A 19455-nucleotide genomic window follows, 5' to 3' on the forward strand; every position below is an offset into this window, starting at 1 on the left:
AAAGGCTAGACACGCGGAACGCCTTCATTAAACTGGCTCTGCCGCACGTTCTCCTGCGGTGTCTCCCGGTGTGCCCTGCATGCCTGGGTATGTCTTGTAATGCACCCCCCATACCCTCTGAGCCAAGGACCGTGATCGACGTGAAGGTCGGCATCCCCCGCGAGGTCAAGAACAACGAGTTCCGGGTGGCCATCACCCCCGCCGGTGTGCACGAGCTGGTGCGCAGCGGCCACCAGGTCGTCATCGAGCGGGGCGCCGGCGTCGGCTCCTCGATCACGGACGACGAGTACGTGGCCGCCGGTGCCCAGATCCTGGACACCGCCGACGAGGTGTGGGCCACCGCCGACCTGCTGTTGAAGGTCAAGGAGCCCATCGCGGAGGAGTACCACCGCCTCCGCAAGGACCAGATCCTGTTCACCTACCTGCACCTGGCCGCCTCCAAGGAGTGCACGGACGCGCTCATCGAGTCCGGCACCACGGCCATCGCCTACGAGACCGTCGAGCTGCCGAACCGGGCGCTGCCGCTGCTCGCCCCGATGTCCGAGGTCGCGGGCCGCCTGGCCCCGCAGGTCGGCGCCTACCAACTGATGCGCGCGGCCGGCGGCCGTGGCGTGCTGCCCGGCGGTGTCCCGGGCGTCACCCCGGCCAAGGCGGTCGTCATCGGCGGCGGTGTCTCCGGCTGGAACGCCACCCAGGTCGCCGTCGGCATGGGCTTCGACGTGACCCTGCTCGACCGCGACATCAACAAGCTGCGCGAGGCCGACAAGATCTTCGGTACGAAGGTCAAGGCGATCATGTCCAACTCCTTCGAGCTGGAGAAGGCCGTCCTCGACGCCGACCTCGTCATCGGCGCGGTCCTCATCCCGGGCGCCAAGGCCCCGAAGCTGGTCACCAACGAGCTGGTGGCCCGCATGAAGCCCGGAAGTGTCCTTGTCGACATCGCCATCGACCAGGGCGGCTGCTTCGAGGACTCCCGCCCGACCACGCACGCCGAGCCGACCTTCCAGGTGCACAACTCGGTCTTCTACTGCGTCGCCAACATGCCCGGCGGGGTGCCCAACACCTCCACCAACGCCCTCACCAACGCGACGCTGCCCTACATCGTCTCCCTGGCCAACAACGGCTGGGTCGAGGCGCTGCGCCGCGACCCCGCGCTGGCCAAGGGGCTCAACACCCATGACGGCAAGGTCGTTTACAGGGAGGTCGCCGAGGCCCACGGCCTGGAGCACGTCGAGCTGGAGTCCCTGCTCGGCTGACCCCGTGACCTGGTGAGTCATTAAGTCACCAACAGGTAAAAGGCGATACGTCAACACGTCTCGTCAACCCCGCGCACCCGGCCGGACCTTGCCAGACAAGGTCCGGCCGGATGTGTGTATGGTCACTTGGCGACTCTTGGTCAACTCGCCTCGAACGCAACCCTTCGACCGATTCGTACACCGGTGAAACCTGCTGTGCGACGGCCGTACGCCCTTGACAGCGAGATGTTTCATTGCCGACACATCCTGCCGGGTCCGGCGGATTGTGTTGCTGCGGACCGCCGACACGCCATAGAGTCGCCAACCGTCGGCATGGTGCCACGCTGACCTTGTCTAGAAGTTTCCTGGTCACCAAGGAGGTAAGACGACTTGTGAATGAGTCGACATTTTCTCCCGGGGGTGGTCAACCAGGAATGCCTGCACGGGGCCAGGGCTCCGCGGGATTCGAGGCTGTCGGCTCCGTAGCTGTGCGCACCTTCGCAGCCCACCAGAGTTCCGGTCCGCAGGCGGCCGGGACAGCACACCAGAGCATGGATGGCCATCACGTGAACGCCATGGCCGGCGACGGAAGTGGCGCGCCCCACAACCACTTCGCCGACTACGACGAACTGCCCGAGGGGCACTTCTACGACCCCGACGCCGAGTACGAGCCCGACCCGGAGTACGCGGCCACGCTCGCGCCCGACGCGGCCCGCCAGCGCCGTGAGCGCATCGGCCCGACCGGACGCCCGCTGCCGTACTTCCCGATCCCGGGCCCGCTGACCGACCACGGCCCCGCGAAGATCATCGCGATGTGCAACCAGAAGGGCGGCGTCGGCAAGACGACGTCGACCATCAACCTGGGGGCGGCGCTCGCCGAGTACGGCCGGCGCGTGCTGCTCGTGGACTTCGACCCGCAGGGCGCGCTGTCGGTGGGACTCGGCGTCAACCCGATGGAACTCGACCTGACGGTCTACAACCTGCTCATGGAGCGGGGCATGTCCGCCGACGAGGTCCTGCTGAAGACGGCGGTCCCCAACATGGACCTGCTGCCCTCCAACATCGACCTGTCGGCGGCAGAGGTCCAGCTGGTGTCGGAGGTCGCGCGCGAGTCGACCCTCCAGCGGGCGCTCAAGCCGCTGATGTCCGACTACGACTACATCGTGATCGACTGTCAGCCCTCGCTCGGCCTGCTCACCGTCAACGCCCTGACGGCCGCCCACAAGGTGATCGTGCCGCTGGAGTGCGAGTTCTTCGCCCTGCGTGGTGTGGCCCTGCTGACCGAGACCATCGAGAAGGTCCAGGAGCGGCTCAACCCCGAGCTCGAACTGGACGGCATCCTCGCCACGATGTACGACTCGCGCACGGTACACAGCCGCGAGGTGCTGGCCCGTGTCGTCGAGGCGTTCGACGACCACGTCTACCACACGGTCATCGGCCGCACGGTCCGCTTCCCGGAGACCACGGTCGCCGGTGAGCCGATCACCACCTACGCCTCCAACTCCGTCGGTGCCGCCGCCTACCGCCAGCTCGCCAGGGAGGTGCTCGCCCGGTGTCACGCCGAGTGAGTCTGCCGGGGGCCGACGAACTCTTCCGTACGACAGGGGGGACGGCACTCCAGCCGTCGACTCCCCGACGCGCGGCCAACGGTGAGGCCCGGGTGCCGGCTCCCGCCGGGGAGAGCGACGACGCGGCCGCCGCCGAGGACGCACCGCAGTCGGTGCCGGTCCAGGGCGGCGACGGCGAGGGTGCGGAGCACGTCGCCGCGGAGGCCGAGCAGACCGAGGCCGGCGAGTCCCGCACCCGCCCGGCGCGTCGGCAGGCGGCTCAGGACGGTTCCGGCGCCGCCGCCCAGCCCCGCAAGCGGGGGCGGGCGGCGAACCGGCGGCCCAGCGGGCGCGAGCGGCACGACGAGAAGATCACGGTGTATGTGTCCGCCGAGGAGCTGATGGACCTGGAGCACGCGCGTCTGGTGCTGCGGGGCGAGCACGGACTGGCGGTGGACCGCGGGCGCATCGTGCGCGAGGCGGTGGCCGTGGTCCTGGCCGACCTGGAGTCCCGCGGGGACGCGAGCATCCTCGTACGACGGCTGCGGGGACGGTAGGGGTAGCCTGCGGGGGCTATGACCTCGTCCGACGTTCCCGTCCCCGCTCCCGGCCCGGCTCCGGGGCGGCGGCGTGCGCTGGGGCGGGGGCCGGGGAGCGCGCCGGCCTCGGCGCCCGTGGAGGTCCCCGAGCAGGAGCTGCCCGAGCCGCAACCTCCGCAGCCGGAGCCGGAGGCCCCTCAGCCCGAGCCCGGGGCTTCGCAGCCGGAGATCCCTCAGCCCGAGCCCGGTGCTTCGCAGCCGGAGGCCGAACCCGCTCGGCCTCGGTCCGAGCGTGCGCAACCCGAACCCGTCGAGAGCGGGCCGGTTTCCGACGGTGTCTTCAAGGTCCGTCTGTCGAACTTCGAGGGCCCCTTCGACCTGCTTCTCCAGCTGATCTCCAAGCACAAGCTGGACGTCACCGAAGTGGCCCTCTCCAAGGTCACCGACGAGTTCATGGCACACATCCGGGCCATGGGACCCGACTGGGACCTGGATCAGACGACGGAGTTCCTCGTCGTGGCGGCCACCCTGCTGGACCTGAAGGCGGCCAGGCTGCTGCCCGCCGCCGAGGTCGAGGACGAGGCCGACCTGGCGCTGCTGGAGGCGCGGGACCTGCTGTTCGCGCGGCTGCTGCAGTACCGCGCGTACAAACAGATCGCGGACATCTTCAACGCGCGCCTGGACGAGGAGGCCCGCCGTTGGCCCCGTACCGTCGGCCTGGAACCGCACCACGCCGAGCTGCTGCCCGAGGTCGTGATCCGCATCGGTCCCGAGGGCTTCGCCAAGCTCGCGGTCAAGGCGATGCAGCCCAAGCCCAAACCGCAGGTGTACGTCGACCACATCCACGCCCCGCTGGTCAGCGTGCAGGAGCAGGCGGGGATCGTGGTCGCCCGGCTGAAGGAGCTGGGTGAGGCCAGCTTCCGGGCCCTGGTCGAGGACACCGACGACACCCTCACCGTGGTGGCCAGGTTCCTCGCCCTGCTGGAGCTGTACCGCGAGAAGGCCGTCGCCCTGGAGCAGGAGGCCGCGCTCGGGGAGCTGCTGGTCCGCTGGACCGGCGGGGACACCGACTCCGCGCCGATGGTCACCGACGAGTTCGACCGGCCGGCCGAGCTGCCCAAGGAGGAGAACAAGCCATGAGTGAGCAGACCACGGAGGTGCCGGCCGGGCTGCGGGCCGTGACCGACCTCGACCTCAAGCCCGCCCTGGAGGCCATGCTGATGGTCGTGGACGAGCCCGCGACCGAGGAGCACCTGGCGAAGCTGCTGGAGCGGCCGAAGCGGCAGGTCGCGGACGCGCTGCGGGAGCTGGCCGACGAGTACACCGTGCAGGGCCGGGGCTTCGAGCTGCGGTTCGTCGCGGGCGGCTGGCGCTTCTACACCCGAGCCGCGTACGCGCCGGCCGTGGAGCGGCTCGTCCTGGACGGCCAGACCGCCCGGCTCACCCAGGCCGCGCTGGAGACCCTCGCGGTCGTCGCCTACCGCCAGCCGGTCAGCCGCAGCCGCGTGTCCGCCGTACGCGGGGTCAACTGCGACGGCGTGATGCGCACCCTGCTCCAGCGGGGTCTGGTCGAGGAGGCGGGCACGGAACCCGAAACAGGTGCGATCCTGTACAGGACGACGAACTACTTCCTGGAGCGGATGGGCCTGCGTGGCCTGGACGAGCTTCCGGAGCTCGCGCCCTTCCTCCCGGAGGCGGAGGCGATCGAGGCCGAGACCCAGGAAGGGGTTCCGTCGTTCGACCCGGACGCGCCCGACGCGCCCGGTGTTCAGGACGCAGACGACTAAGACGGAAACCTTGATGCGAAGCAGCGGCAGCGGCAGGAACAGCGGGCGCGGTAACCACCGCGGCGCCGGCAACAACCGGGACGAGCGGCAGGGGCAGGGCCGTCCCCGCAAGCCCCGTCCCGAGGAGCGCCGCTACGACGTCGGCCCCGGGGCCACGAAGGACGGCCCCAAGTCCGGCCGGGGCGGCGCGGCCCGCGGCGGCGCGAAGGGCGGCCCCAAGCAGCCCCAGCAGGGCGGCGGGCACGGCCGTACGGCCCCCGCGCGCTCGCGTGAGTACGAGGCCCGGACCGAGGAGCGCAACCGTGAGCGGTACGCCGGGAAGAAGGACGTGAAGCTCCCCAAGACGTTCCCGGGTGCCGAGCAGGAGGGCGAGCGGCTGCAGAAGGTCCTCGCGCGCGCGGGCTACGGCTCCCGGCGGGCCTGCGAGGAACTGATCGAGCAGGCGCGGGTCGAGGTCAACGGCGAGATCGTCCTGGAGCAGGGCAGGCGCGTCGACCCGGAGAAGGACGAGGTCAAGGTCGACGGCCTGACGGTGGCGACGCAGTCGTACCAGTTCTTCTCGCTGAACAAGCCCGCCGGTGTCGTCTCCACCATGGAGGACCCGGAGGGCCGGCAGTGCCTCGGTGACTACGTCACCAACCGCGAGACCCGGCTCTTCCACGTCGGCCGGCTCGACACCGAGACCGAGGGTGTCATCCTGCTCACCAACCACGGTGAGCTGGCGCACCGCCTCACCCACCCCAAGTACGGCGTGAAGAAGACCTACCTCGCCGCCATCGTGGGTCCGATCCCGCGCGACCTCGGCAAGCGCCTGAAGGACGGCATCCAGCTGGAGGACGGCTACGCCCGTGCGGACCACTTCCGGGTCGTGGAGCAGACCGGCAAGAACTACCTGGTCGAGGTGACCCTGCACGAGGGCCGCAAGCACATCGTGCGGCGCATGCTCGCCGAGGCCGGCTTCCCGGTCGAGAAGCTGGTGCGCACCTCCTTCGGCCCCATCACCCTCGGCGACCAGAAGTCGGGCTGGCTGCGGCGCCTGTCCAACACCGAGGTCGGGATGCTGATGAAGGAAGTCGACCTCTAAAAGGCCTTGCCGTGATCACCGTCCCCCTTTACGGTCAAGGTGACGATAAAAGGGGGACGGTGATCCTATGTCCAAGCGCGCTGCCACCGGAGCACTGCTCGGCCTCGCCCTCGGGGACGCCCTCGGCTTCCCGACCGAGTTCAACGACGTGCCCTCGATCCTCGCCAAGTGCGGGCCCTGGCGGGAGATGGAGCTGCCGAAGCGCGCCTTCGTCTCCGACGACACCCAGATGACCCTGGCCCTCGGCCGCGCGCTCGCCACGGCCATGGAGCGCGGGTACCTCGCGCCCAGGCGGCTGGAGCGGCCGGTGCGCGAGGAGTTCGTGGACTGGTACCACTCGCCGGACAACAACCGCGCCCCGGGCAACACCTGTCTGACCGCGTGCAGTCTGCTCGAGGAGGACCGGCGGGCCTGGCAGGACGCCAGCCGGATCGGCTCCAAGGGCTGCGGCGCCAACATGCGGGTCGCCCCGATCGGGCTCGCGCCCGGTCTGAGCGACGAACAGCGCTCCGGCGCCGCCCAGTTGCAGTCCGCGCTCACCCACGGCCACCCCACCGCGCTCGCCGCCTCCGACCTCACCGCCCACGCCGTCCACCTGCTCGCCCAGGGCGCCGACCCGACGGGACTCGTCGGCCGGCTGCGGTCCTACGCCCTGGACCACCGCACCCACTACGACCACACCTGGCTCGGCGACCTGTGGACGCGCTCCCAGGACCCGGGCGCCGAGCACTTCATCGCACGCGGCTGGGACGAGTGCCTCGCCGTCCTCGACCGTCTCCAGGAGGCCGTGCGGACCGTCTCCCCGGAGACCGACCCGTGTCTGGCCACCGGCGCGGGCTGGATCGCCGAGGAGGCCTTCGCCACGGGGCTGCTGTGCTTCCTGCTCTTCCCCGACGAGCCCGTCACGGCCCTGCGCCGGGCCGCCTGCTCCTCCGGCGACTCCGACTCCATCGCCTGCCTCACCGGCGCGTTCGCGGGCGCCTGGCTGGGCGCGGAGGCCTGGCCGGCCGACTGGGCCGACCGGATCGAGTACCGGGACGGTCTGTTGGCCCTGGGAGCACTCTGGGACGCTTAGGCCATGATCGACGACCTCGACATCGACCTGAAGCCCGTGGTCGCGGAGCAGCCCGACCCCCTGCTGTTCGCGACCGTCTCCGGAGCCCACCTGTACGGCTTCCCCTCGCAGGACTCGGACGTGGACCTGCGGGGCGTCCATCTGCTCCCGGCGGCCGACCTCGTCGGGCTGCGCGAGCCGGACGAGACCCGCTCGCGGACCTGGGTGCGCTACGGCGTCGAGCTGGACCTCGTCACCCACGACCTGCGCAAGTTCGTCCGGCTCATGCTGCGCCGCAACGGCTATGTGCTGGAGCAGCTGCTCTCGCCGCTGGTCGTGCACACCGGGGACACGCACCGGGAGCTGGCCGCGCTCGCCCCCGGGGTCCTCACCGGCCATCACGCCCACCACTACCGGGGGTTCGCGGTGACCCAGTGGCGGCTGTTCGAGAAGACCGGCGAACTCAAGCCGCTGCTCTACACGTTCCGGGTGCTGCTCACCGGCATCCACCTCATGCGCACCGGCGAGGTCCAGGCGCACCTGCCCACGCTCCTGGAGCAGCGCCACGCCCCCGGCTACCTGCCGGAGCTGATAGCCGCCAAGGCCGAGCGGGAGCACGGCGCGGCGCATGTCCCTCACGCCCGAGTGGAGGCCGACGTGGACCGACTGCACGCCGTCCTCGACGATGCCCAGGCCGCGTCAGCCCTGCCCGACGCGCCCAGCGCGTACGACGCCCTGCACGACTTCGTGGTCCGCGTCCGCCTGCAGAGCTGAGGCGCGGCGCACCCGGAACAGGAAGTCGGCCACGCGCGCGTGATCCGGATCCGGGGGCAGCGGAGTGCGGTGCAGCGCCTGTTCCGTCTCCGTGCCCAAACGGGTCATCCACCGCTCGACCTCGGCCCAGGAGACCTCGCCCCGCTTCACCGCGAGCAGCGGCTCGCGCTGGTCGCCGACGTCGATCCGCAGCTCCCCGGTGCGCAGCAGGTCGCGGGCGGCCGTCAGCAGGCGCAGCAGGTGCATGGCGTGCTTCCAGCGCGGGGCGCCGGTCGCGCGGACGTCGGCGTCGAGCTTCTTGCGCTGGCCGAGGGCGTAGCGGGTGAAGGTGCCGTAAGCATGGCGGGAGAGGAAGGCGGCGCGCAGGGACAACAGCTCCCGCCCCGTGTCGTCCAGGTGCTCCACCAGCGGGGAGTGCAGGCACTCCAGGATGTTCGGGTTGCCCCGCAGCGCCAGTTCGCAGAACCGTTCCAGCTCCCAGGAGAACTGCTCCTCGCCCGGCCCCTCCACATGCGTGGGCGGCTTCTCGAAACGCCAGAACAGGGGAGTGGGGGCGAGGAACACGCCCCGCCGGTCGGTGTCGCTCGCGTCCGTCGCCAGCCCGAAGGCCCGGGAACCCATGACACAGGTGTAGACGGTGTGGTCGCGGACCAGGGTCTCGGGCTGCATGCCGGGAGCGTACGCCGACCGTCACGCCAGTTTGATCGAATTTCCCTCCACCTTGATCGACTTCTTGGGGAGCGGCCGTTTCGCGGGACCGTGGGCCACCGCCCCGTCGGCGATGTGGAACTTGCTGCCGTGACAGGGACAGTCGATCGTGCCGTTCGCGACCTTGTTGACCGTGCAGCCCTCGTGCGTGCAGATCGCCGAGAAGGCCTTGAAGTCGCCCTTCTGGGGCTGGGTGACGACGACCTTCTGGTCCTTGAAGACCTTGCCGCCGCCCTCCGGGATGTCGCTGGTCTTGCCCAGATCCCCGCCCGTTCCGCCGGCGTTGCCGCCGCATGCCGCCACAGGTGCGACGATCGCCGCCGCGCCCGTCGCCAGAACCGTGCGCCGCGTCGCGCCCTCAGCCATGCCGCCCTCCGTACAACACGTCGGATTCGGTGAATACCGGATTCTCCGCATCGTCTCAGCGATCGGGCGCCGTGCGCCGTGTCCGCGCGGGCTGACTACGCTGGACGGACCAACAACAGATCCGCATGTCAGCAGGGAGCAGCGCCGTGGCGGTACGAGCGGTCCGGGGGGCCGTCCAACTCGAGCGGGACGAGGCCGGGCACATGGACGAGCAGGTGGGGGCACTGCTCACCGCCGTCCTGGAGCGGAACGGGCTGAGCGCCGACGACCTGATCAGTATCTGGTTCACGGCCACCCCCGACCTGCACAGCGACTTCCCGGCGGCCGCCGCCCGCAAGCTCGGCATCGTCGACGTGCCGCTGATCTGCGCCCAGGAACTCGACATCGAGGGCGCCATGCCCCGGGTCGTACGGATCCTCGCGCACATCGAGTCGGACAAGTCCCGTGCCGACATCAACCACGTCTACCTCGGTGCCGCGGCCGCTCTGCGCAAGGACATCGCCCAGTGAGAACCGCACTCGTCATCGGCACCGGCCTCATCGGCACCTCCGCCGCCCTCTCCCTCGTCCAGCGCGGCGTCACCGTCCATCTCGCCGACCACGACCCGGAGCAGGCCCGTACCGCCGCCGCGCTCGGCGCCGGCACCGACGAGGCCCCCGGCGGCCCGGTCGACCTGGCGATCGTGGCCGCCCCGCCCGCCCATGTGGCCGGTGTCCTCGCCGACGCCATGCGCCGTGGCGTGGCCCGCGGCTATGTCGACGTGGCCAGCGTCAAGGGCGGCCCGCGCCGTGAGCTGGAGGCGCTCGGCCTGGACCTGTCCGCGTACATCGGCACGCACCCGATGTCCGGCCGCGAGAAGTCCGGACCGCTGGCCGCGACCGGTGACCTCTTCGAGGGCCGCCCCTGGGTGCTCACCCCGACCCGGGACACCGACACCGAGGTGCTCAACCTCGCGCTGGAGCTGGTCTCGCACTGCCGGGCCGTACCGGTCGTCATGGACGCCGACGCCCACGACCGCGCCGTCGCCCTCGTCTCGCACATGCCCCACCTGGTCTCCAGCATGGTCGCCGCGCGCCTGGAGCACGCCGAGGAGGCCGCCGTACGGCTGTGCGGGCAGGGCATCCGGGACGTGACCCGGATCGCCGCGTCCGACCCGCGGATGTGGATCGACATCCTGTCCGCGAACCCGGGCCCGGTCGCCGACCTGCTCTCCGACGTCGCCGCCGATCTGGGCGAGACCGTCGAGGCCCTGCGCGCCCTGCAGTCCTCCGACGAGGCCAAGCGGCGCGAGGGCACCACCGGCATCGAGGACGTGCTGCGCCGCGGGAACGCGGGCCAGGTGCGGGTACCCGGAAAGCACGGCAGCGCCCCGCGTGTGTACGAGAACGTCGTCGTGCTCATCGACGACCAGCCCGGCCAGCTCGCCCGCATCTTCGCCGACGCGGGACGGGCCGGGGTCAACATCGAGGACGTGCGCATCGAGCACGCGACGGGGCAGCAGGCCGGGCTGGTCCAGCTCAGCGTGGAGCCGAAGGCGGCACCGGTACTGAAGGAGGCGTTGCGGGACCGGGGCTGGGCGCTGCGGCAGTAGAGCACCCGCGGGCGTCCGGACGAGTGACCCGCACCCAGTAACCTTGTGCGGGGCGCTCCCGCCCCCCGCACCCGCCCACACCGCACCAGGAAGGTGTCCCTCCGTGGAAAACGGCGCCGCCCCGACCGCCAGGCCCGTGATCGTCGCGATCGACGGCCCCTCCGGCACCGGCAAGTCGAGCACGTCGAAGGCCGTCGCCGCCCAGCTCGGCCTGAGCTACCTGGACACCGGCGCCCAGTACCGGGCGATCACCTGGTGGATGGTGAACAACGGCATCGACCTGGAGGACCCGACCGCCGTCGCCGCCGTCGCCGGCAAGCCGCACATCGTCTCCGGCACCGACCCCGACAAGCCGACCATCACGGTCGACAGCGTCGACGTGGCCGGTCCCATCCGCACCCAGGAGGTCACCTCCAAGGTCAGCGCGGTCAGCGCGGTGCCCGAGGTGCGCGCCCGGATCACCGAGCTGCAGCGCTCGCTGGCCGCCGACGCGGAGAACGGCATCGTGGTCGAGGGCCGGGACATCGGTACGACCGTCCTCCCGGACGCCGACCTGAAGATCTTCCTCACCGCCTCCCCGGAGGCCCGCGCGGCCCGGCGCAGCGGTGAGCTGAAGGGCGCGGACGTCCACGCCACCCGCGAGGCGCTGATCAAGCGGGACGCGGCCGACTCCTCCCGCAAGACCTCGCCCCTCGCCAAGGCCGGCGACGCGGTCGAGGTGGACACCACGGAGCTCACTCTCGCCCAGGTCATCGAGTGCGTCGTCACCCTGGTCGAGGAGAAGCGGGCCGGGAAGTGACCCAGCCGTCCGTTCCCTCCCTCAGGGGGGCCGAGGTCGGGCGGCGCATCGGCGTCGGCCTCATGCACGGCCTGTGGAGGCCGCGCGTGCTCGGCGCCTGGAAGGTGCCGGCCGCCGGCCCGGTGATCTTCGCGGTGAACCACTCGCACAACATCGACGGTCCGATGGTCATGGGCGTGGCACCCCGGCCGACGCACTTCCTGATCAAGCAGGAGGCGTTCGTCGGCCTCCTGGGCCCCTTCCTGACCGGCATCGGCCAGCTGAAGGTGGACCGCGCCTCGGCCGACCGCACCGCGATCACCCAGGCCCTCGGCGTGCTGGAGGCCGGGGGAGTGCTGGGCATCTTCCCGGAGGGCACCCGGGGCGAGGGCGACTTCGCCTCGCTGCGCGCCGGGCTCGCCTACTTCGCGGTCCGCAGCGGGGCGCCGATCGTGCCCGTCGCGGTACTGGGAAGCGCGGAGCGGCCGGGACGGTTGATAAAGGCACTGCCCCCGCTGCGCTCCCGCGTCGACGTCGTCTTCGGCGACCCCTTCGACGCGGGCGACGGCAGCGGGCGGCGTACGCGCAAGGCGCTGGACGAGGCGACCGAGCGCATCCAGAAGCAGCTCACCAGCCACCTGGAAAACGCCAGGCGCCTGACCGGGCGCTAGGCGACACTTGAGTAGTGGATCAGCCCATGCGGGGCTTTTCCACCGATCACCACGAATGAACGACGAGGTACGGACTTCATGAACGACGACATCCAGCCCGGCGACTCGGCTGAGCACGAGTACGAGCACGGGGCTCTCGGCGACGCCGAGTACGCGGAGTTCATGGAGCTCGCCGCCGAAGAGGGCTTCGACATCGAGGACGTCGAGGGCGCCATCGAGGCGGCGGGCCACGGTCCGCTGCCCGTGCTCGCCGTCGTCGGCCGACCGAATGTCGGCAAGTCGACCCTGGTGAACCGGATCATCGGCCGCCGCGAGGCGGTCGTGGAGGACCGGCCGGGCGTCACCCGCGACCGCGTCACCTACGAGGCCGAGTGGGCCGGTCGCCGCTTCAAGGTCGTCGACACCGGCGGCTGGGAGCAGGACGTCCTCGGCATCGACGCCTCCGTGGCCGCCCAGGCCGAGTACGCGATCGAGGCGGCCGACGCGGTCGTCTTCGTCGTCGACGCCAAGGTCGGCGCGACCGACACCGACGAGGCGGTCGTACGGCTGCTGCGCAAGGCCGGCAAGCCGGTCGTGCTGTGCGCCAACAAGGTCGACGGCCCGAGCGGCGAGGCCGACGCGGCCTACCTGTGGAGCCTCGGCCTCGGCGAGCCGCACCCCGTCTCGGCCCTGCACGGCCGCGGCACCGGCGACATGCTGGACGCCGTGCTGGAGGTGCTGCCGGACGCGCCGCGCGAGACCTTCGGAGGGGGCGGCATCGGCGGCCCGCGCCGGATCGCCCTGATCGGCCGCCCGAACGTCGGCAAGTCCTCCCTGCTGAACAAGGTGGCCGGCGAGGAGCGCGTCGTCGTCAACGAGCTCGCGGGCACCACCCGCGACCCGGTCGACGAGCTGATCGAACTGGGCGGTGTGACCTGGAAGTTCGTCGACACGGCGGGTATCCGCAAGCGCGTCCACCTGCAACAGGGCGCCGACTACTACGCCTCCCTGCGCACCGCGGCCGCCGTGGAGAAGGCGGAGGTCGCGGTCATCCTGATCGACGCCTCCGAGAACATCTCCGTGCAGGACCAGCGGATCGTCACCATGGCCGTCGAGGCGGGCCGCGCGGTGGTCATCGCCTACAACAAGTGGGACACCCTCGACGAGGAGCGCCGCTACTACCTGGAGCGGGAGATCGAGACGGAGCTGGGCCAGGTCGCCTGGGCCCCGCGCGTGAACGTCTCGGCGCGCACCGGCCGGCATATGGAGAAGCTGGTCCCGGCCATCGAGACCGCCCTCGCCGGCTGGGAGACCCGCGTCCCCACCGGCCGGCTGAACGCCTTCCTCGGCGAGCTGGTCTCCGCCCACCCGCACCCGATCCGGGGCGGCAAGCAGCCGCGCATCCTGTTCGGCACCCAGGCCGGCACCAAGCCCCCGCGGTTCGTCCTGTTCGCCTCCGGCTTCATCGAGGCCGGCTACCGGCGCTTCATCGAGCGCCGTCTGCGCGAGGAGTTCGGCTTCGAGGGCACCCCGATCCACATCTCGGTGCGGGTACGCGAGAAGCGCGGCGCGAAGAAGAAGTAACGGCTCCACGACGCGGAGGGCGGCCCCCGGAGATCCGGGAGCCGCCCTTCACCGTGCGCCGGTCACATCCCCTGACGCGGCCCCGGCGGCAGCGCCGCCGGAACGTGCAGCATCCCGGTGTCCTGCTGCCGCCCGAGCGTGCCGATCCGCTGCCACTGCGACTGCTGCCGCGCGCTGTACGCCCCGGCGCTGTAGGCGCTGTACGAGCTGCTGAACGACCCCGCCCGGTGGCCTCCGTACGAGCCCGTGCCGCCGGGAAGCTCCCCGAAGGGGCTGAACCTCAGCCCCTCCTCCCCGCTGCGGTCCCCCGGCAGTGTGCGGAAGGTCTTGACCCATTCCGCGTAGAGCATGTCGTAGATGGGCGTGGCGGAGGCCACGACCCCGTCCTGCGTCAACCGGGCGGACGGGACGGAGACGAAGGTGGACCGGCGGGGAGAGGGAGCGTCGTATGCGTGCACGTATGTCCAAACGACGGTGCCTTTGAAGAGATACGGGCGCCGTCGAAGGGAGGTGGCGAAAGGATCACGTACCCGCGAGCGGAAGCGCCGCGGCGACCAGCTTGCCCTGCGCCGCCGCCCTGTCGAGGGACTCCCGCAGCAGATCCTCCCGGGGCTGGCGCCCGATGGACCCCACCGGCGCCGCGTACATCAGCACCTGCTGGTGCTTGTTGGCGGCGGCCCGCCAGCTGTCCGTCACCTGCAGCGGCTGGTGCGCCTGCCACCAGGCGACCGGCTGCCCGCCCTGGGCCGACGGCTGCAGCACCGCGTGCAGCTGGCCCATGGCGAGCAGCACCGACCAGCCGTGCAGCACCGGCGGCACGGACGTCAGCTCGGTCACCGGCATGAACCCCTGCTCGATGAGGAGCGGAAGGAAGTCGTCGCCGGCCCCGGTGGAGCCCGGGCGCACGATCGGCGAGGTCGGCTCGACGACGAGTCCGGGGTGCAACTCGCCCTCGATCAGGACGAGTCCGCTGGTCACGCCGAGCACCGCCTGCTCGGGCACGGCCTTCTGCGGCGCACCCGGTGCGGCGGCCTCGCCACCGCCGACGCCGCTGATGGACCGGACGGCGCCCTGCAACTGCTCCTCGGTGACCTGGACGACCTGCGAGGGCAGGCAGCTGGCGTGGGCGAAGGCGAGGACGGCGGTCTCGTCACCGACGAACAGAACGGTGCTGGTGCGCTCCTGCTCGGAGTCGCCCGGGGTGCGGCAGGACGTGCAGTCGTAACTGCCCGGGGCGTTCTCTCCGGCGAGCAGCCGGTCGGCTTCTTCGTCGCCGATCTCGGCGCGTACGGCGTCACTGACGTCGAGCATGCGCGGCACGGTGGCTCCCTCGGGATGCGGTGCTGGGTCGGACGGGTGGCTCCCGGCCGATGAGCCGGCGGGGTTCCGGGCTCATGAAGAAGACAACGGGCGTCCTGTGGTGGGAGTCACGCCCCGACGACAACCGGTTCGAACCAACCGGCGCACACGGTCACCAGGAGTGCGGAACCGGGCACTCCCCGTCAACTCGTTGTGGTGTCAAGGAACTTGAGGCGGTGAAGTGGGTCACAGATCACTTCAGTCGTTGGTCGACAAATCACGAAATCAGGGGATGTAGTGGGTGGCCGAAAATCGCCGATACCCGGGGTAACAGGCAACTGGCCTGGAATGACGGGGAGTTGGTTGATTCCGGCCGCTCCTTCTCCCTACATTCCTCCGCCGTGTGCAACGAGCACCGCTCGGGTACGTCCGACGGCCGGCACCGGCAGAGCACCGACGCCGGCACCGGCCACACGGACGGGGCGGGCACGAGCAGCCGCGCTCAAGCGCGGGGAGGCGTGCTCCGCCCGGGGGAGCCCGGGTTCGTGGAGAGGGAATTACATGTCCGAGTGTGCCGATATCAGCCGTACCACCGCCCGTACCGACAGCGCCCGCAAGGGCCGCACGAAGGCCGTGCTCGCCGGAGCCGCCCTGCTGGCCCCGCTGGGCCTGCTGGCCGCCACCGGCAACGCCGCCGCCGCGGACAACGGAGTGTGGGACCGCATCGCCCAGTGCGAGAGCGGCGGCAACTGGCACATCAACACCGGCAACGGCTACTACGGCGGGCTGCAGTTCTCCGCCTCGACCTGGCGCGCGTACGGCGGCACCGCCTACGCCGCGACGGCCGACCAGGCCTCCAGAAGCGCGCAGATCGCCGTCGCCACCAAGGTCCAGCAGGCCCAGGGCTGGGGCGCCTGGCCGGTCTGTTCGGGCCGCGCCGGGGCCTCCGGCGCCGCCCCGGCCGCGGAGCGCACCGGTTCCTCCGGAACCGCGGCCTCCCAGGGCAGCGTGACGACGAAGTCCGCCCCGACGAACTCCGCCCCGGCGAAGGCGCCGGAACGCCCCGCGGTCCGCACCGGACGCAGCGACTCCCGCGGTGACTACACCGTCCGCGAGGGCGACACGCTGAGCGTCATCGCCGCCCGGCACGGGACCACCTGGCAGCGGATCTACGCCGCCAACAAGAAGGTCATCGGCGACGACCCGAACCTGATCGTGCCCGGCCAGCGCCTCGCGCTCTGACCGCCGAGCACCCCCGCAGACAGCCGCTGTCCGTCGAGGACAGCGGCTGTCCGCATCCCCTGGCAGACTCGGCCCCATGTTGGAGACCTCGGCCCGCCTGCTGCGCCTGCTCTCGCTGCTCCAGGCCCACCGCGAATGGTCCGGAGCCGAACTGGCCGACCGGCTGGGCGTCACCGCGCGCACCGTCCGCCGTGACGTCGACCGGCTGCGCGAGCTCGGCTACCCGGTCAACGCCAGCCCCGGCACCGGCGGCGGCTACCAGTTGGGCGCGGGCGCCGAACTCCCGCCGCTGCTGCTGGACGACGACGAGGCCGTCGCCGTTGCGGTCGGCCTGCGCACCGCCGCGGGCCAGGGGATCGAGGGCATCGGGGAGACCTCCGTACGCGCCCTCGCCAAGCTGGAGCAGGTGCTGCCGAACCGGCTGCGCCGCCGGGTGAGCGCCCTGGGCGCCTTCACCGTGCCGATGCTGCGCGGCGGCCCGCCGGCCGCGGACGTCGACCCGGCGCTCCTCACCGAACTGGCCAACCTGTGCCGCGACACCGAGCGGCTGCGCTTCGAGTACCGCGCCCACGACGGTGCGGACAGCCGCCGTACCGTCGAGCCGCACCGGCTGGTGTGCACCGAGCGGCGCTGGTACCTGGTCGCCTGGGACGTCGAGCGGGCGGACTGGCGCACCTTCCGCGTCGACCGCATCACCCCCAGGCCCCCGCACGGGCCCCGCTTCACCCCGCGCGAGCCGCCCGCCGAGGACCTGGCCGCCTATGTCTCGAAGGGCGTCTCCACGCGCGCGTACGCCACCCACTCCGCCGTACGGCTGCTGGTGCCGCTGCACGAGGCCGCCGAGCGGATCTCACCGTCCGCCGGGACGCTGGAGGCGGACGGCGCGGACACCTGCATCCTGCGCTCCGGCGCGGCGAATCTCGAGGTGATGGTCGTTCACATCATGATGCTGGGCTTTCCGTTCGAGGTGATCGAGCCCGCCGAGCTGACGGAGGCGATCAGGACGGTCCGGGACCGGCTCGATACGGCTCTGGCTCGGGCCGCCGCGCCCGCTCCGCGTACTCCGGGTGACGCGGGTCGTACGCCGGGGGCTCCGAGCGGATCCGGGGCAGCGTGACGAAGTCGCGCCGGGGCGGCTCTCTTGTGGTCCGTGGTGGTGAGCCAGCCGGCCGGCCCGGTTCCCGCGGCGCACCGGTCCTGCCGTGGCTCCTGCGGTCTCGGTCCCCGTCGCTCGCCCGCCCCTCCGCATCCTCGCGCCGGGCCCGCCCCGGCTCGCGTACCCGCGAGCCGGCGCCGTGACGCGCGCGGGGCCGGGTGCTCCGACAGGGGGCAAACGGCCGTCATGTGCTGAATCCGTGAAATTCCTATGCGGCGTCAGCTGCCGGGGCATCGTGCCGGATTGCGCGCGTAATCACTTCACCGGGCCCATCCGGATCCCCACGGCGGACCTTTCCGCCGGTAATTCGGACGGCCGCACCGGGGTATGTGAATTCCGTTCGATTACCCCGGAGGGCCCTACGGAAACCCTCGTACGTGTGACGGCCGCCGCGACAGCGGCTAATGACGCGGCGAGGAAACGGGCGCCGGGAAGCTGTGACAGAAGTGTGACGGGAGCCGGATGCGGCTCTTACCCGCCCGTGCCCGGCTTCCGTCGCCGCCCGTGGGGGCCTAGCGTGGCGGCATGGCACCGATTCCCACTCCGCCGGCGGAGCCCCAGGACAGCCCGGAAGGCTACGTCGGCCTCGACGCCGCGAACGCCGAGCGACTCGCCCGGCAACGCGGGTGGTCCACGGTACGGTCGCTGCCGCCCGGCGCGATCATCACCATGGAGTACCGGATGGGCCGGCTGAACTTCGAGGTGCGGGACGGTCTGGTGGTCCGCGCCTGGAAGGGGTGACGCTCCGCCGGATTCCGCCCGCAGGGGGCGTGCCGGGGCCCGACCCGTTCGGCTGCGGCTCCGGCGTGGCTTGTCGCGCCCACGCTGCGGTGGCCGCTCTCGACTCGGCCCCGCGCCCCCGAAGGGGCGCTTTCGGCGCTCGGCACGCCGAAGGCCCCGCTTCCCGGAGGAGGGAAGCGGGGCCTTCGACGTGGTGCGGAGCGGCTGTGCGTACCGATTCCGCCGCCGTGCCGGCCGTCAGCCGCCCGCAAGGGGCCGGGCGGGCTGGGCCGTGCCGCGCGGCACGCGGTGGTCGGTGTGCGGCGGGCGGCGACTGCCCACCGGGGTGACCGGAGTGCGTTCCGAACGGGTCGTGTGCGGTCCCGGGGCCAGATGCGCCGGCCCTCTGGAGGCGCGGGTCGAGGCGACCGGCTCGCGAGCCGGGGTCGGCTGCTCGGCCGCCGCGCCGCGCGGCCTGAGCACCACCGGGGTGACCGGAACGGCCGGTTCGGGCACGGGGCGGGCGCGGCGGGCGCGCCAGCGGTCGCGCAGATCGAACAGCGCGGTCTCGGTCTTGGCGATCAGCGGCTCGAACCAGGGCAGGGCAAGCAGGATCAGCAGGCCCGCGGCCCAGCCCAGCAGCACGTCGCTCAGCCAGTGCGTACCGAGGTAGACGGTGGTGAGGCCGACGCCGAGTGACGTGATCGCGGACAGCGCCGACAGCCAGCGGCGCGCTCTCGGGGTGGAGGCCAGATAGGCCAGGATTCCCCAGGTCACGACGGCGTTGGCAGTGTGGCCGCTGGGAAATATATCGCCGCCCCGCATCATCTCGTTCGAGCCGATCACGGTCGCGTAGTGCGGACCGAGGCGCCCCATGCCGTACTTGGCGGCGCCGACCGTGATGTTCAGCAGCAGCAGCGAGGTGGCCAGGGTGAGCAGCGGGCGGAGCGTGTGCTGCCGCCAGGAGCGCCAGCCGAGCCACGCCGCGACCATCACCGCGGTGGGACCGCGCTGACCGAGGACCACGTAGTAGTCGAGGAAGGCGTGGATCTGCGGCCACTGCTGGTACGGCCGGAAGAACATGACCTGCCAGTCGAGCCGGACCAGCCAGGACGTGATCACCACGGCCCACACGATCGCCAGGTAGAAAGCCAGGGTCGCCGTGAACAGAACGACCCGGTGCCGGCTCATCCTTGGCACATCGATGTGGGCCGGTCGTTCCGGCTCACGGTCGAGTCTGGCGAACACCCGGTCCAGACGCCGGGTGAGGTTTCGTTCGGTACGCACCCAATCGACGTTACAGCGAGTGAGGTGTGAACCCTGTCGAAACAGCGGCTTTGT

At 71.4% G+C, this 19455-nt stretch carries 21 protein-coding genes; 16 read left to right on the forward strand and 5 right to left on the reverse strand.

What is annotated here, in order from left to right; all coding sequences use genetic code 11:
- Positions 1 to 140 precede the first annotated feature (140 nt).
- The 8 genes from ald to AB0L59_RS32955 all read left to right on the forward strand — a co-directional run bounded on the left by ald (position 141) and on the right by AB0L59_RS32955 (position 8020).
- Complete coding sequence (gene ald / locus AB0L59_RS32920; protein ID WP_365590419.1) at positions 141 to 1256, forward strand: alanine dehydrogenase; 1116 nt, start codon at positions 141 to 143, stop codon at positions 1254 to 1256.
- Positions 1257 to 1669: 413 nt separating this feature from the next.
- Complete coding sequence (locus AB0L59_RS32925) at positions 1670 to 2803, forward strand: ParA family protein (protein WP_365590302.1); 1134 nt, start codon at positions 1670 to 1672, stop codon at positions 2801 to 2803.
- The gene (locus tag AB0L59_RS32930; protein WP_365590303.1) at positions 2788 to 3339 is read left to right on the forward strand and encodes a hypothetical protein; all 552 of its coding nucleotides are present in this window, start codon (positions 2788 to 2790) and stop codon (positions 3337 to 3339) included. Before AB0L59_RS32925 ends, AB0L59_RS32930 begins: the two co-directional genes overlap by 16 nt.
- 18 nt (positions 3340 to 3357) lie before the next feature.
- A complete protein-coding gene (locus AB0L59_RS32935; protein WP_365590304.1) occupies positions 3358 to 4461 on the forward strand; it encodes a segregation/condensation protein A in 1104 nt (367 codons plus the stop codon).
- Positions 4458 to 5108, forward strand: coding sequence for an SMC-Scp complex subunit ScpB (scpB, locus tag AB0L59_RS32940; protein ID WP_365590305.1), 651 nt, complete (start codon positions 4458 to 4460; stop codon positions 5106 to 5108). Before AB0L59_RS32935 ends, scpB begins: the two co-directional genes overlap by 4 nt.
- Positions 5109 to 5121: 13 nt before the next feature.
- Positions 5122 to 6192 carry a pseudouridine synthase gene (locus tag AB0L59_RS32945; RefSeq protein ID WP_365590306.1) on the forward strand — a complete coding sequence of 357 codons (1071 nt, stop codon included), beginning with the start codon at positions 5122 to 5124 and terminating at the stop codon, positions 6190 to 6192.
- A gap of 67 nt (positions 6193 to 6259) precedes the next feature.
- Positions 6260 to 7267 (forward strand): ADP-ribosylglycohydrolase family protein, encoded by a 1008-nt coding sequence (locus tag AB0L59_RS32950; RefSeq protein ID WP_365590307.1) that lies wholly within the window; start codon positions 6260 to 6262, stop codon positions 7265 to 7267.
- 3 nt (positions 7268 to 7270) lie between these two features.
- Positions 7271 to 8020 carry a nucleotidyltransferase domain-containing protein gene (locus AB0L59_RS32955; RefSeq protein WP_365590308.1) on the forward strand — a complete coding sequence of 250 codons (750 nt, stop codon included), beginning with the start codon at positions 7271 to 7273 and terminating at the stop codon, positions 8018 to 8020.
- Here AB0L59_RS32955 and AB0L59_RS32960 read toward each other — a convergent pair.
- Complete coding sequence (locus tag AB0L59_RS32960; RefSeq protein ID WP_365590309.1) at positions 7946 to 8689, reverse strand: nucleotidyltransferase domain-containing protein; 744 nt, start codon at positions 8687 to 8689, stop codon at positions 7946 to 7948. The genes AB0L59_RS32955 and AB0L59_RS32960 overlap by 75 nt on opposite strands.
- 21 nt (positions 8690 to 8710) lie before the next feature.
- Positions 8711 to 9094: a Rieske (2Fe-2S) protein gene (locus AB0L59_RS32965; protein ID WP_365590310.1), complete on the reverse strand. Its 384-nt coding sequence runs from the start codon at positions 9092 to 9094 to the stop codon at positions 8711 to 8713.
- A 146-nt stretch (positions 9095 to 9240) separates the two neighbouring features.
- On the opposite strand from AB0L59_RS32965, the gene aroH reads away from it, so the two are divergent.
- From aroH to der, 5 genes are all read left to right on the forward strand, one after another.
- Entirely contained in the window at positions 9241 to 9603 is a 363-nt protein-coding gene (aroH, locus tag AB0L59_RS32970) for a chorismate mutase (protein WP_365590311.1), read from the forward strand.
- A complete protein-coding gene (locus AB0L59_RS32975) occupies positions 9600 to 10685 on the forward strand; it encodes a prephenate dehydrogenase (RefSeq protein WP_365590312.1) in 1086 nt (361 codons plus the stop codon). The genes aroH and AB0L59_RS32975 overlap by 4 nt, the downstream gene beginning before the upstream one ends.
- 103 nt (positions 10686 to 10788) lie before the next feature.
- Positions 10789 to 11484 carry a (d)CMP kinase gene (cmk, locus tag AB0L59_RS32980; RefSeq protein WP_365590313.1) on the forward strand — a complete coding sequence of 232 codons (696 nt, stop codon included), beginning with the start codon at positions 10789 to 10791 and terminating at the stop codon, positions 11482 to 11484.
- Positions 11485 to 11546: 62 nt separating this feature from the next.
- On the forward strand, positions 11547 to 12134 hold the full coding sequence (locus tag AB0L59_RS32985; RefSeq protein WP_365590420.1) for a lysophospholipid acyltransferase family protein: 588 nt from the start codon (positions 11547 to 11549) through the stop codon (positions 12132 to 12134).
- 78 nt (positions 12135 to 12212) lie between these two features.
- Positions 12213 to 13697 carry a ribosome biogenesis GTPase Der gene (gene der / locus AB0L59_RS32990; protein ID WP_365590314.1) on the forward strand — a complete coding sequence of 495 codons (1485 nt, stop codon included), beginning with the start codon at positions 12213 to 12215 and terminating at the stop codon, positions 13695 to 13697.
- Positions 13698 to 13759: 62 nt separating this feature from the next.
- On the opposite strand, the gene AB0L59_RS32995 is transcribed toward der, so the two are convergent.
- Together AB0L59_RS32995 and AB0L59_RS33000 are read right to left on the reverse strand one after the other, a co-directional pair.
- On the reverse strand, positions 13760 to 14155 hold the full coding sequence (locus tag AB0L59_RS32995; protein WP_365590315.1) for a hypothetical protein: 396 nt from the start codon (positions 14153 to 14155) through the stop codon (positions 13760 to 13762).
- 64 nt (positions 14156 to 14219) lie between these two features.
- Positions 14220 to 15017: a hypothetical protein gene (locus AB0L59_RS33000; RefSeq protein ID WP_365590316.1), complete on the reverse strand. Its 798-nt coding sequence runs from the start codon at positions 15015 to 15017 to the stop codon at positions 14220 to 14222.
- 540 nt (positions 15018 to 15557) lie between these two features.
- On the opposite strand from AB0L59_RS33000, the gene AB0L59_RS33005 reads away from it, so the two are divergent.
- The 3 genes from AB0L59_RS33005 (at position 15558) to AB0L59_RS33015 (ending at position 18135) form a co-directional block, all read left to right on the forward strand.
- Positions 15558 to 16238 carry a transglycosylase family protein gene (locus tag AB0L59_RS33005; RefSeq protein WP_365590317.1) on the forward strand — a complete coding sequence of 227 codons (681 nt, stop codon included), beginning with the start codon at positions 15558 to 15560 and terminating at the stop codon, positions 16236 to 16238.
- Positions 16239 to 16314: 76 nt separating this feature from the next.
- Complete coding sequence (locus AB0L59_RS33010) at positions 16315 to 17355, forward strand: YafY family protein (RefSeq protein WP_365590318.1); 1041 nt, start codon at positions 16315 to 16317, stop codon at positions 17353 to 17355.
- A 564-nt stretch (positions 17356 to 17919) separates the two neighbouring features.
- Positions 17920 to 18135, forward strand: a complete 216-nt coding sequence (locus AB0L59_RS33015) for an I78 family peptidase inhibitor (protein ID WP_365590319.1) — start codon at positions 17920 to 17922, stop codon at positions 18133 to 18135.
- A gap of 237 nt (positions 18136 to 18372) precedes the next feature.
- Here the strand turns inward: AB0L59_RS33015 and AB0L59_RS33020 are convergent, their stop codons facing one another.
- Positions 18373 to 19401 (reverse strand): phosphatase PAP2 family protein, encoded by a 1029-nt coding sequence (locus tag AB0L59_RS33020; RefSeq protein WP_365590320.1) that lies wholly within the window; start codon positions 19399 to 19401, stop codon positions 18373 to 18375.
- Positions 19402 to 19455 lie beyond the last annotated feature (54 nt).

This window comes from Streptomyces sp. NPDC052109 (genome assembly GCF_040680195.1).
Lineage (GTDB): Bacteria > Actinomycetota > Actinomycetes > Streptomycetales > Streptomycetaceae > Streptomyces.

What these genes read in the sequence shown, in the direction of transcription:
- AB0L59_RS33010 (WP_365590318.1), top strand. Translation starts at nt 16,315, where the DNA reads ATGTTGGAGACCTCGGCCCGCCTGCTGCGCCTGCTCTCGCTGCTCCAG.
- scpB (WP_365590305.1), top strand. Translation starts at nt 4,458, where the DNA reads ATGAGTGAGCAGACCACGGAGGTGCCGGCCGGGCTGCGGGCCGTGACC.
- AB0L59_RS32935 (WP_365590304.1), top strand. Translation starts at nt 3,358, where the DNA reads ATGACCTCGTCCGACGTTCCCGTCCCCGCTCCCGGCCCGGCTCCGGGG.
- AB0L59_RS32960 (WP_365590309.1), bottom strand. Translation starts at nt 8,689, where the DNA reads ATGCAGCCCGAGACCCTGGTCCGCGACCACACCGTCTACACCTGTGTC.
- AB0L59_RS32955 (WP_365590308.1), top strand. Translation starts at nt 7,271, where the DNA reads ATGATCGACGACCTCGACATCGACCTGAAGCCCGTGGTCGCGGAGCAG.
- AB0L59_RS33005 (WP_365590317.1), top strand. Translation starts at nt 15,558, where the DNA reads ATGTCCGAGTGTGCCGATATCAGCCGTACCACCGCCCGTACCGACAGC.
- AB0L59_RS32925 (WP_365590302.1), top strand. Translation starts at nt 1,670, where the DNA reads ATGCCTGCACGGGGCCAGGGCTCCGCGGGATTCGAGGCTGTCGGCTCC.
- AB0L59_RS32945 (WP_365590306.1), top strand. Translation starts at nt 5,122, where the DNA reads ATGCGAAGCAGCGGCAGCGGCAGGAACAGCGGGCGCGGTAACCACCGC.
- AB0L59_RS32950 (WP_365590307.1), top strand. Translation starts at nt 6,260, where the DNA reads ATGTCCAAGCGCGCTGCCACCGGAGCACTGCTCGGCCTCGCCCTCGGG.
- AB0L59_RS32985 (WP_365590420.1), top strand. Translation starts at nt 11,547, where the DNA reads ATGCACGGCCTGTGGAGGCCGCGCGTGCTCGGCGCCTGGAAGGTGCCG.
- AB0L59_RS33015 (WP_365590319.1), top strand. Translation starts at nt 17,920, where the DNA reads ATGGCACCGATTCCCACTCCGCCGGCGGAGCCCCAGGACAGCCCGGAA.
- AB0L59_RS32965 (WP_365590310.1), bottom strand. Translation starts at nt 9,094, where the DNA reads ATGGCTGAGGGCGCGACGCGGCGCACGGTTCTGGCGACGGGCGCGGCG.
- der (WP_365590314.1), top strand. Translation starts at nt 12,213, where the DNA reads ATGAACGACGACATCCAGCCCGGCGACTCGGCTGAGCACGAGTACGAG.